This window comes from Pseudoalteromonas tetraodonis, from assembly GCF_002310835.1.
Taxonomy (GTDB): domain Bacteria; phylum Pseudomonadota; class Gammaproteobacteria; order Enterobacterales; family Alteromonadaceae; genus Pseudoalteromonas; species Pseudoalteromonas tetraodonis.
In genome coordinates, this window is record NZ_CP011041.1 from 2171016 (window position 1) to 2183281 (window position 12266).

Genomic DNA, 12266 nt, shown 5'->3' on the forward strand with positions numbered 1-12266 from the left:
CTAAGTCGCTTTTTAAAGTGCTAATCAACTTTATAAATCGCTAGCACTGGTATCAAGAGGGGCAAAGCTCTTGATTAAATCATCCACCGCTTTCATTTGCGATAAGTACCCTTCTAACTTGCTCAATGCTAATGCACAGGGGCCATCACATTTTGCTTCATTTGGATTGGGGTGCGCTTCAATAAATAAGCCTGCAATACCCAATGCCATACCGCTACGGGCAAGTTCAGCAGCTTGAGCACGACGACCATCGGCTGAGTCAGCTCGACCGCCAGGACGCTGCAGCGCATGAGTTGCATCAAATATAACGGGAGCCATGGTTTTCATATCATCCATACCTAGCATATCAACCACTAGGTTGTTATAGCCAAAGCTTGAACCACGTTCACATAAGGCCACATTATTATTTCCGGCTTCATTAAATTTAGTAATGATATGACGCATTTCATGCGGAGCTAAAAACTGTGGCTTTTTCACATTAATAATCGCGCCTGTTTTAGCCATTGCAACCACCAAGTCTGTTTGACGAGCCAAAAACGCCGGTAGCTGAATAACATCAACAACCTCTGCAACCGGTGCTGCTTGATGAGGTTCATGCACATCGGTGATAAGCGGAATATTAAAGGTATTTTTAATCTCTTCAAATATCTTTAAGCCTTCTTCCATGCCTGGACCGCGGTAAGAATTAATTGAGGATCGATTGGCTTTATCAAATGACGCCTTAAATACATAAGGAATATTTAATTTAGTGGTCACTTCAACATAATGCTCGGCAATACGCATCGCTAAGTCGCGTGATTCAAGCACATTCATGCCACCAAATAAAACAAAAGGTTTATTATTTGCCAGTTCTATTTCATTGATATTAATAACTTGGTTGTTCATTTTAATTCCTTATGGTGCAACTGCTTGCATCATTAATCCACAAATATACGCCATATATGTACCTACACCATAGCCAAGTACAGCTAATAATACGCCGACCGGTGCCAGTGACGGATGAAATGCAGCGGCCACAACAGGGGCAGACGCTGCGCCACCTACATTGGCCTGTGAGCCAACAGCCATATAAAATAACGGCGCTTTAATTAATTTAGCCACAATGAGCATTAAGCTTGCGTGAGTTAACATCCAAATTGCACCAATAACAAAATACATCGGTGAATCAAAAATCGCCATTACATTCATATGCAGGCCAATCGATGCCACTAAAATATACAAAAAGGCTGACGCCACTTTCGATGAACCAAACGCCTCAATATGGCGTACTTTGGTAAACGATAAGCAAATACCTATCGTCGTTGATATAACAATAAGCCAAAAGAACTTACTGTTTAAACTGTATTCTTTTGCCCACGCATAATTATTGGCAAAGAAGGGCCCTAAAATATCTGCACAAAAGTGCGCTAAACCGGTAATACCAAAGGCAATAGCAATAATCATCATGTAATCATTTAGCGTTGGCATACGCGCATGCTCTGCATGGTATTTTTCAACACGTTGCTTTAAGTCTTCAATCGCGGTGGTATCTGCACCGGCTTTAGCGTCAATCGCTTTATGATTAGCTGCCATTAATAATAATACTGCCATCCATAAATTAGCCACTATCACATCCACGGTGACCATGGCTGAGAAAATATCGCCACCCACTTCAAACATTTCTTTCATAGATGCTTGGTTTGCACCGCCACCAATCCAGCTACCTGCAATGGTTGTCATACCACGCCAAACAGCGTCAGGGCCATGTCCCCCTACCGCTTCTGGATAAACAGCACTCATTATTAAAATAGCTAATGGGCCACCAATCACAATACCTACGGTGCCGGTTAAAAACATAATTAATGCTTTAGGACCTAAATTAATAATCGCTTTTAAATCAATACTGATGGTAAGCAAAATTAAACACGCTGGCAGTAAATATCGCGAAGCGACGTAATACACGTTAGATTGAGAACCATCAACAATACCAAAGGTATTTAACAATGACGGCAAAAAATAACACAGCAATAATGCCGGTACATATTTATAAAATGCCACAAGACCTGGGCGTTGACTATTTGAGGTTTTGAAAATAAACCCTAAAATAATCGCCAATAAACCAAGTACAACGGCATCATTGGTAATTAATGCAGTTTGGGGATCAGCCATAACATTTCCTATTTTTTATTCTTAGTGGTGAGTTTTATGATTGTCTTCAAGTTCTTCAATTTGATGTAGAATGATTTCAATAGCAGGATCATCAGGACATTCATCAACAAAAAACTGTAAATCATCTCGTGCCATTTTAGGGCATCCAAGCTGATTTAGTAAATAACCTCTGTCGCGTCGCTCATAGGGATCATCACCTAACATTTCCATTAATAAATCGACGCAAGTTAATGCATGACCAAATTTATTTTCACTAATGAAAGACCATTTTTGCTGCGCTAAAAATAATTTATACACTTCGTCTTCAAAAATAAGCTCTAAAGGCTCTTGTTCTTGAGGATTTTCTTCATCAATATTTTCAGGAATGATGTACCAACTTTGTTGGCCACTGCTAGGGTCGACAAGATAACCCTCTTCATCACTCATTGCGACGTGAATGCCCACTTCGCCTTGAGTTATGCTTACACTGGCATCGAGTTTAGCATGCTGTAAAAAGTGGCATAACAAAATAGCTAAGGTTGTCGGTGTGCCACTGCGCATAGACAAGGTGTAGCTGATGCTATTTAACTTATACTCAGGAACTTTCAAGCTTGATGCACTAAATAGCCACTCACTATAAAAGCTATCAAGTAGTTTATCTAGGCGATCGTGTTCGTCCGGCATCTGCTGACAAATAGACTCTATTTGCTGCTCAAACGCAGTAAGTATTTCAAGACTTGGTGTTAAGTCTATTTGAGGATCCCATTTAGCTTCCGCTTTGATACAACGATATATAGCCGGCGGCAAAAAATCATCGTAAGCATCTTCTATATAAGATTCATCGTGTTCATCAAACCCGAGGGTGGTCATTCATACTACAACATTCTAGAAAACGAAGAAGTAGTTTACCTAATTTTAAAGCTAGATACCAATAATCAGAAATGAATTGAAGAGGTAAGCTTTACACCTTTGGTGTGCAAAGCTTAAATAGGCATTGTTAATTATAACAACAGCGGGGCTTTAGCTGTTGCTAAGTAACCAATAGCTAAAATAACAGCGGTGTTAAGTACTAAAAATACGATTTTTGGAACGGTTGTCGTTTGTTTAGCGCTAATAATACCCACAACAATATAAACGATAACTAGAATAATTTTTTCTAATAACCAAAGCTGCTCTAATGGGTTTATTTTAGCCATTGCCATTAAACCGATGGCTGAGACAATCAATAAAGTGTCTATACTGTGGCTACCAATAAAAACCAATTTATTTTTGGCAAGGCTGCCACTGCCCATACGAGAAAAAGAACGTACGTAAAATAAAATAATACTCACTAGCGCAATGGCCATGTGTGAGTGTTTTAATGCTAAATAATCCATATGTATTGTTACTTCTGTTTAGTTATGTGTTTTGTCAGGAAAGCGTAAAAGTACCGCTTCGAGGTCTTCAAGTTTATCATTAAATACATCAACAAGTTTAGGGTCAAAATGCGTTCCTTTATTTGCGTTTATCTCCGCAACCGCTTCTTCAAGTGTCCACGCACCTTTATAACAACGTTTATGGCGCAGTGCATCATACACGTCAGCCAATGCCACTATTCTGGCAAAAATATCAATACGCTCCCCCTTTAATCCACTAGGGTAACCAGATCCATCCCACTTTTCGTGGTGCTGCTGTGCGATTAATGCCCCTGCGCTGACTATTTTACGCGGTGAATCTTTCAAAATAGCATAGCCTTTTCCAGCATGAGTTTTCATAACTTCCCACTCTTCGCTATTTAACTTGCCAGGCTTATTTAAAATTGCATCCGGAATACCTATTTTACCCACATCATGTAAAGGCGATGCAAAGCGAATTAAATTCGCTTGCTCTTCAGATAACCCGTAGGCTAATGCTAATTCATAACAAATATAAGCAACCCGTTTTACATGATTACCCGTTTCGCACGAGCGCTGTTCAACGGCTTCACTTAAACGATAAACAAGCTCTTGTTGTGTGGCTTCAACTTCAGTGTGTAACTGCACATTTTCAAATGCCAACTGCACATTTTGAGAAAAGATTTCAATTAGGTTTCGTTGTGTATCCGTCAACTTTGACGGCACACCTGATACAAACAACATTGAATTATGGTTAAATTTACTGCTGCAATAAGCAAACAAGTAATCATCTCTGTACACAATTGCTTTGTTAGCAAGGGCCTCTTGGCACGCTAACAGTTGGTCTTCTGCTAGTACGGTTTCTAGCTCTTCTCCCTCGCGCTTAGCAAAATCGCCGGTACCAGAGCAAACAATCAGTTTTTTATTCATCTCCTCTGACGGATTTTGTGCAACTAAGGTGGTGGCATACATGGCTTCATCAGCAACGTTTAGTAAAGAAGTAAGCTGCTGCATCACGCCTTCAATAAAGTTATCCATTGAATGGGTTGCAAAAATATTGCGCGAAGCGGTGATTATTTTTTCTAGCCCTTCACGCGATTGCTCAATCGAAATAATATCGCGATAAGAGCGAAGACTTGCCATCATAACGGTAAATAATTTTTGTGCGGTGAGTTCAGTTTTAGATTTATAGTCATTAATATCGTAATTTACGATTACTTGGCGCTCGGGTGCTTGGCCTGGCTGCCCGGTTCGTAGAATAATGCGAATATAATTATTTTTAACGGTATCACGAATGTATTTTGCTACTTGCAAACCCGCATCGTCTGTTTCCATAACAACATCGAGCAGGATGATGGCCGCATCAGGATGATCATCAATCAACTTTTTCGCTTCTGCGCCGGAATAAGCACTAATAAACTCCAAGCGTCTATCTTGAAACTTAAAATCACTCAACGCTAAACGCGTAACAGCATGAACCTCGGGTTCATCATCAACAATTAGAACTTTCCATGTTCCTTGCTCTTCACTTACTACTTCAGGTGGTTGTTCATTTGAAAATAAAAAATCTTCCATCACAAAGAGTTCCTTAAAACATATGCAAACAAACAACGGGGCTATTTTTAATAAGTTAAGGCCATTGTCCGAAAGTTACGCGGTCATTATTACCAAGATCTTTCACTGTGCTTACATTTATAAACGCCATTTGGTTGAATATATGGCGAACAGCTGCACTTTGCTCAAATCCGTGTTCAATTAAAAGATAGCCATTAGAATGTAAATAGTCACGTGATTGTGTAATTATTTGTTTAATATCAGCTAATCCAGCATCATCTGCAACCAATGCAGACAAAGGCTCAAAGCGCACATCACCTTGGTGCAAGTGTTTATCGTTATATTCTATATAGGGAGGGTTGGTTACAATTAGATCAAATTTTTTATTATTTAACGCGCTAAACCAATTGCTTTGTTCAACACACACATTATTTATCGCTAATCGTTTTTGATTACGTTTGGCCAGTGCCACCGCATCATCAATACGATCAACGGCAATAATATCCCATGTAGGCATTTCACTACCAAGCGCAAGTGCAATTGCTCCAGTGCCTGTGCCCAAATCGAGCACTTTGGCGTCATTTGGTACATTACATGAAAGCGCAAGCTCGACTAAGGTTTCTGTATCAGGGCGAGGAATGAGTGTTGTTGGATTTACTTCAAGCTGTAAACTCCAAAACTCACGATACCCTGTAATGTGCGAAACAGGCTCGCCGTTTAAACGACGCTCACATGCACGCTCAAACGCTTGTGATTGCTCATCCGTTAATTGTTTTTCTGGCCAAGTAAATAAATAACTACGTGGCTTTTGTAAAATATTAAGCAGTAGTACTTGAGCATCTAACTTTGCGCTATCACTACTTGATGCTAATAAATTAGCACCGGTAGTAATAGCGTTTTCAACAGTGAGGTTCACGATTAATCGTCGCCCATCGCTGCTAATAAGTCGGCCTGATGCTCTTGCATTAGCGGCTCAACCACAGCGCCTAAATCACCAGCTACCACTTCGTTTAAACGATAAAGCGTTAAGTTAATACGGTGATCGGTAATACGTCCCTGCGGATAGTTGTATGTGCGAATACGCTCAGAACGATCGCCACTGCCCACTAAATTACGACGTTCAGACGCCTCAGCAGCATGACGTTTTTCATCTTCAGCCTGTTGCAAACGCGCTGCCAATACCGACATCGCTTTTGCACGGTTTTTATGTTGAGAACGCTCATCTTGACACTCAACCACAACACCGGTTGGTAAATGAGTAATACGAATGGCAGAGTCGGTTTTATTAACGTGCTGTCCACCCGCGCCCGATGCTCTAAAGGTATCAACTTTAATATCGGCGGTATTAATTTCTATGGCTTCGGCTTCTGGCACTTCAGCCATGACAGCAACAGTACAGGCTGAGGTATGTACACGCCCTTGTGACTCAGTTTCTGGGACGCGCTGTACACGGTGCACGCCTGATTCAAATTTTAATTGCCCATACACACCTTCACCGCTGATGTTAGCAATTACTTCTTTGTAGCCGCCATGTTCACCTTCGTTGGTCGTCACAACTTCTACTTTCCATTTTTTTGTTTCTGCGTAGCGGCTGTACATTCTAAACAAGTCGCCAGCAAAAATAGCGGCCTCGTCGCCCCCTGTTCCGGCGCGAACTTCTAAAAACACGTTGTTATTGTCTTTCGGATCTTTAGGCAACATAAGCACTTGAATGTCGTCTTCTAAAGTCGAAATTTGTGCTTTTGCTTCTTTATATTCTTCTTGTGCCATTTCGCGCATTTCAGGATCTGAATCTTTTAGCATTTCTTCAGCGCTACTCAAGTCTTCTTGTGCTTGCTGGTATGCTAAAAACGTTTTCACCACTTCTTCAAGCTCAGAGTATTCTTTTGAAAGAGTACGAAAGCGGTTTTGATCACTAATGACCGATGGGTCACTTAGTAGCGCTTGAACTTCTTCATAGCGCTCAACTAAGGTTTCTAATTTACGATAAACGGACTCTTTCATTTAACTGTTATTCCTGATCTATACCTAACATTTTTTTCAATTGGTTTAACTGAGCCACTTCACCTTTTTTCGCTGCATCTTGGATGGCACGGGTAGGCGCGTGCATTAAGCGATTGGTTAATTTATTGGCCAGCTCTAAAATTACTTTTTCTGCGTCTTTACCTGTATTTAGCTGACTAAGCGCCCTATCTACAAGTTCTGCTTTTGTTGTTTGTACATCATTACGGTAGTGGCGAATTAAATCCACTGAATCAAGCGAGCGCAACCACATAAAAAACTCTTTGGTGCGCTCACTAATAATAATTTGTGCTTGCTCTGCCGCTTGCTCACGAGCAGCCATGTTTTCACTAACAATGGCTTGTAAGTCATCGACCGAGTACAAGTAGGCGTCGTCGAGTTCACCGACTTGGCTTTCAATATCGCGTGGTACAGCTATATCAATAAACAGCATCGGCTTATAGCGGCGTTGTTTCAGTGCTTGCTCAACTACACCTTTACCAATAATAGGTAAAGTGCTGGCGGTGGAGCTAATCACAATATCAGCTTGATGCAAACGTTCAGGCAATTGTGCCAACGCAATAACATCGGCTGATACTTCATCGGCTAAACTGCGCGCTCTTTCTATTGTTCTGTTGGCAACTGTAATTTTTTGCGGCTCATTTTGGTATAAATGTTTTGCTACCAGCTCTATGGTTTCACCGGCACCAATGAGTAACACCTTGGTTTTATCCAGCTTTCCATAAATATGCTTTGCTAAATTAACTGCCGCAAAGGCGACAGATACTGCACTGGCACCAATGTTGGTTTCGGTACGGACTTCTTTTGCCACCGAAAACGTTTTTTGAAACAAACGGTCAAACGTAACGCCCACCGCATCATGGGTTTTGGCACTATTATAGGCTTGTTTTATTTGCCCTAAAATTTGTGGTTCGCCTAACACCAGCGAGTCAAGCCCACAGGCTACACGCATCAAATGATTTATTGCAGCGCTGTCTTCATGACAGTAGATATTTTTACTCAGTTCATGTTCATCTAAACCATGGAAACTGGCCAACCATTGCAACAATGTTTGGGAATTTTGCTGTGCAAGGCTACAATACACCTCAGTGCGATTACAGGTAGAGACAATAACCGCTTCATTAAAGTCGGCATGGCCACTTAATTGTTGTAGCGCCTCTGAAATTTGCTCAGGCGAAAAGGCCACTTTTTCTCGTAATTCTACGGATGCGGTTTTGTGATTAATACCAAGTGCTATTATGGTCATATCTGCCAAATATTGCTGAGCCCTACTACATAGGCGGCAATTTTATCAAAAATCTCAGGAATATGGAAAGTAAGGAACAACATTTGACTCGACAATATTTGATTTTAACACTGCTATTTGTATTTTTAACCGGCTGCGTGAGTAAAAACAATTACAAAACAGAGCTTTACGAAGACTGGAAGTTACGCCTTGGCGAGCAAAAAACTTGGCAAGTAGACGGTAAACTTGCGTTTATTAGCCCAGATGAGCGCCAATCTGCCAACTTAAATTGGCAACAAACACAAAATAGTAATCATTTAGTGTTAACCACGTTTATTGGCACACGGATTTTATCGCTTAAACAAACCGCAGTCGGCGCCGAATTAATCTTTGATAACCAACCGTATTTTGATAGTAACGCCAGTGCACTTTTACAACGTTTAACAGGGTTTACTTTACCGGTTAATAACGCAGGCCCATGGTTAAAAGCTACCATTGACGATCACACCCTAGAAATTGATCAGTTAGGGCGTGCTAAAAGCGTGTTATGGTTTGATGATAATGGCAAAAAGTGGCAAATAAGTTACACAAGTTACGTCCAAAAATACGGTTTTTGGTTACCGAATGCTTTAACCTTAACCCATGAAAAGATTAAAATTAAAATCAAACTCTATGACTGGCAGTTTAACTAACTATGTATACTCACTCTGAATTTTCGCTGATTGCCCCAGCCAAGCTTAATTTATTTTTACACATTAATGGCCGCCGTGATGATGGCTACCATGAATTAGAAACTTTATTTACGTTTTTAAATTATGGTGACGAGCTCCATTTTAAACTAAGCACGGATACTCTTATAAGTATTAGCGGCGACACCAATGGCATTGCGCTAACCGACAATTTGATTTACAAAGCGGCGTTATTATTACAAACCCACTGTAAAGTGGATATGGGTGCAAAAATAAATTTAACTAAACGCTTACCCATGGGGGGAGGTGTTGGAGGCGGTTCATCCGATGCTGCATCAACGCTTTTAGCTCTTAATACGCTTTGGAATACAGCCCTATCTTTAGATGAACTGGCTGATTTAGGCCTGAAACTCGGTGCTGATGTGCCTGTGTTCATTAAAGGTAAAAGTGCCATAGCACATGGCATTGGCGAGCAATTAGAGTACCTAGAACTGCCGCCGAAGTGGTATTGTGTTGTCTTCCCAAATCAACATGTCAGCACAGCACAAATATTTACTCACCCAGATTTAAAACGTGATACACCAAAACTTTCTGGCGACTGGCAACAGCAAATTTTAACCAACGATTGTGAGCCTTTAGTGAAAAAGCTGTGCCCCGAGGTTGAAAAAACCCTGCAGTGGTTGCTAAAATACGCCCCATCAAAGATGACCGGAACAGGTTCATGTTGTTTTGTTGAATTTGCTAGCCAAGTTCAAGCACAAGATGTACTTGCTAACCTCCCCCATACTTGGCAGGGTTTTATCGCATCCAGCGTTAGTACCTCTCCTGCTCATACGGAGTTAGCCGCCATCATTGATAAATGAAGTAACGTACAAGTAATCATAAGTTAACCTACTTTGTTCACTCAATGTAAGTTAGTCCAAAAATTCAGTGCCTGAGGAACCCTACCGTGCCTGACATGAAGCTCTTCGCTGGTAACGCAACACCTGACCTAGCTCAAAAAGTTGCAAAACGTTTATATATTGAATTAGGCGATGCTGTTGTTGGCCGTTTTAGTGACGGTGAGATCAGTGTTCAAATTAATGAAAATGTTCGTGGCTCGGATGTTTTTATCTTGCAATCAACCTGTGCCCCTACTAACGATAACCTGATGGAACTTATCGTAATGGTTGATGCGTTACGCCGTGCATCTGCCGGTCGTATCACTGCTGTTATCCCTTATTTTGGTTATGCTCGTCAAGATCGTCGCGTACGTTCTGCCCGTGTACCAATTACAGCTAAAGTGGTTGCGGATTTCTTATCAAGTGTAGGTGTTGACCGCGTTCTTACGGTTGATTTACACGCTGAGCAAATCCAAGGCTTCTTTGATGTACCAGTGGATAACGTATTTGGTAGCCCTGTACTATTAGAAGATATGAAAAACCGCGACTTTGATGACGTGGTTGTTGTATCACCTGATATTGGTGGCGTGGTGCGTGCCCGTGCAATTGCAAAACTATTAAACGATACCGACTTAGCAATTATCGATAAACGTCGCCCTCAAGCTAACGTTTCTCAAGTAATGCACATTATTGGTGACGTTGAAGGCCGCGATTGTATTATTGTTGATGACATGATTGATACCGGTGGTACATTGTGTAAAGCAGCTGAAGCCCTTAAAGAGCATGGTGCTAAACGTGTATTTGCTTACGCTACTCACCCTATTCTTTCTGGTACAGCTGCAGAAAACTTACGTAACTCTGTGATTGACGAAGTGATTGTAACTGACTCAATTCCACTGTCTGACGAACTAAAAGCGCTTGATATTGTTAAAGTATTAACGCTTGCAGATATGTTAGCAGAGACTATTCGTCGCATTAGCAACGAAGAATCTATCTCGGCAATGTTTGAACACTAAAGTTAAACATTAATGAGTATAAAAGCGCCTTTTGGCGCTTTTTTTGTAAGCGATGTTTATTTTATAAACCCGCAGTGGTATGATAGCGCGCCTTTTGGCTAGGGACCTTGGTCGCAAAGGCCCTAACACTTTTAATTATTGGAGACATCATGTCTAACACAACTTATACTTATGACGCTGAACTTCGCGTAGAAACTGGTACTGGTGCGAGCCGCCGCCTACGTCGCGAAGACAAAGTGCCGGCAATCCTTTATGGAGCTGATAAAGAAGCGGTATCGCTTACTTTTGCTCATAAAGATATGATCAAAGCACAAGAAGACGAAGGCTTTTACACTCACATCCTTACATTAAATGTAGGTGGCGAGAAAGTTGAAGCAATCTTAAAAGATATCCAACGTCACCCTTTCAAGCCTAAGCTTACTCACCTTGATTTCCAACGTGTAGACGCAACTCATAAACTAGTAACTAAGGTTCCTTTACACTTCATCGGTGAAGAGAAAGTAACTAAGTTAGGTGCAACTGTTGTTCACCAGTTAACTGAAGTTGAGATTTCTTGTCTTCCTAAGTCACTTCCAGAATTCATCGAAGTAGACGTATCTGATCTTGTTGCTGGTGATTCAATCCACCTTACAGATCTTGCGTTCCCTAAAGGTGTTCAATCTGTTGAGCTTGGTAAAGGCGAAGGCCACGATCAGTCTATCGTTACTATCAAAGCTAACAAAGCAGCTCCAACTGAAGACGACGCTTCAGACGCTGCAGAATAATATTTAAGGTCTCGCACCTTGAATTCTATTCAAATGCTTGTGGGCCTGGCTAATCCAGGCCCCGAATACGCAAATACACGCCACAACGCAGGTGCTTGGTTCATTCAAGAACTCGCTGCACGCTACAACTGCACGCTAAAACACGACCCTAAATATCACGGCCTTACTGGCAAAGTGATTATTCAAGGCAAAGAATTCAAATTACTGATCCCCACCACTTACATGAACTTAAGTGGCAAAGCGGTGAGTAGTTTAGCCAATTTTTTTAAAATCCCCGTGGAAGACATACTTGTTGCCCATGATGAATTGGATTTAGACCCGGGCGTTGCTAAATTAAAAAAAGGCGGGGGACATGGCGGTCATAATGGCTTAAAAGACATTATTGCAAAAATGGCAAATCAAAAAGACTTTATGCGCTTACGCATAGGTGTAGGTCATCCAGGACATCGCGAAATGGTCACCGGTTGGGTGCTTGGTAAAGCAGCCAAGGACGATCAAGAAAAAATGGATGCCGCAGTTGATGAAGCAGTTCGTTGTATGGAAATACTTGCTAAAGACGGTGTGTTAAAAGCACAAAACAGACTACATTCGTTTAAACCCTAATTTTTGGGTATA

At 41.2% G+C, this 12266-nt stretch carries 13 protein-coding genes; 5 read left to right on the forward strand and 8 right to left on the reverse strand.

What is annotated here, in order from left to right:
• Positions 1-30: 30 nt before the first annotated feature.
• The 8 genes from kdsA to hemA form a co-directional block, all read right to left on the reverse strand.
• Positions 31-885: a 3-deoxy-8-phosphooctulonate synthase gene (gene kdsA, locus PTET_RS19105; protein WP_013465322.1), complete on the reverse strand. Its 855-nt coding sequence runs from the start codon at positions 883-885 to the stop codon at positions 31-33.
• Positions 886-894: 9 nt separating this feature from the next.
• Positions 895-2148: a DUF819 family protein gene (locus PTET_RS19110; RefSeq protein ID WP_013465323.1), complete on the reverse strand. Its 1254-nt coding sequence runs from the start codon at positions 2146-2148 to the stop codon at positions 895-897.
• Between the two features lie 21 nt (positions 2149-2169).
• Entirely contained in the window at positions 2170-2997 is an 828-nt protein-coding gene (locus tag PTET_RS10130; RefSeq protein WP_013465324.1) for a tetratricopeptide repeat protein, read from the reverse strand.
• A gap of 131 nt (positions 2998-3128) precedes the next feature.
• Positions 3129-3503 (reverse strand): SirB2 family protein, encoded by a 375-nt coding sequence (locus tag PTET_RS10135; RefSeq protein ID WP_013465325.1) that lies wholly within the window; start codon positions 3501-3503, stop codon positions 3129-3131.
• Between the two features lie 18 nt (positions 3504-3521).
• Positions 3522-5075: a DUF3369 domain-containing protein gene (locus tag PTET_RS10140; protein ID WP_013465326.1), complete on the reverse strand. Its 1554-nt coding sequence runs from the start codon at positions 5073-5075 to the stop codon at positions 3522-3524.
• 55 nt (positions 5076-5130) lie between these two features.
• The gene (gene prmC / locus PTET_RS10145; protein ID WP_013465327.1) at positions 5131-5970 is read right to left on the reverse strand and encodes a peptide chain release factor N(5)-glutamine methyltransferase; all 840 of its coding nucleotides are present in this window, start codon (positions 5968-5970) and stop codon (positions 5131-5133) included.
• A 2-nt stretch (positions 5971-5972) separates the two neighbouring features.
• Complete coding sequence (gene prfA, locus PTET_RS10150; protein ID WP_008115176.1) at positions 5973-7058, reverse strand: peptide chain release factor 1; 1086 nt, start codon at positions 7056-7058, stop codon at positions 5973-5975.
• Positions 7059-7065: 7 nt separating this feature from the next.
• Positions 7066-8322 (reverse strand): glutamyl-tRNA reductase, encoded by a 1257-nt coding sequence (hemA, locus tag PTET_RS10155; RefSeq protein WP_024602657.1) that lies wholly within the window; start codon positions 8320-8322, stop codon positions 7066-7068.
• Positions 8323-8405: 83 nt separating this feature from the next.
• On the opposite strand from hemA, the gene lolB reads away from it, so the two are divergent.
• The 5 genes from lolB (at position 8406) to pth (ending at position 12254) form a co-directional block, all read left to right on the forward strand.
• Positions 8406-8993 (forward strand): lipoprotein insertase outer membrane protein LolB, encoded by a 588-nt coding sequence (gene lolB / locus PTET_RS10160; RefSeq protein WP_013465329.1) that lies wholly within the window; start codon positions 8406-8408, stop codon positions 8991-8993.
• Between the two features lie 2 nt (positions 8994-8995).
• Positions 8996-9853, forward strand: a complete 858-nt coding sequence (gene ispE / locus PTET_RS10165) for a 4-(cytidine 5'-diphospho)-2-C-methyl-D-erythritol kinase (RefSeq protein ID WP_013465330.1) — start codon at positions 8996-8998, stop codon at positions 9851-9853.
• Positions 9854-9939: 86 nt separating this feature from the next.
• Positions 9940-10887 carry a ribose-phosphate pyrophosphokinase gene (locus PTET_RS10170; RefSeq protein ID WP_008115168.1) on the forward strand — a complete coding sequence of 316 codons (948 nt, stop codon included), beginning with the start codon at positions 9940-9942 and terminating at the stop codon, positions 10885-10887.
• 149 nt (positions 10888-11036) lie between these two features.
• Positions 11037-11651 (forward strand): 50S ribosomal protein L25/general stress protein Ctc, encoded by a 615-nt coding sequence (locus PTET_RS10175; protein ID WP_013465331.1) that lies wholly within the window; start codon positions 11037-11039, stop codon positions 11649-11651.
• Positions 11652-11669: 18 nt separating this feature from the next.
• Complete coding sequence (gene pth / locus PTET_RS10180) at positions 11670-12254, forward strand: aminoacyl-tRNA hydrolase (protein WP_008467968.1); 585 nt, start codon at positions 11670-11672, stop codon at positions 12252-12254.
• Positions 12255-12266: the final 12 nt, after the last annotated feature.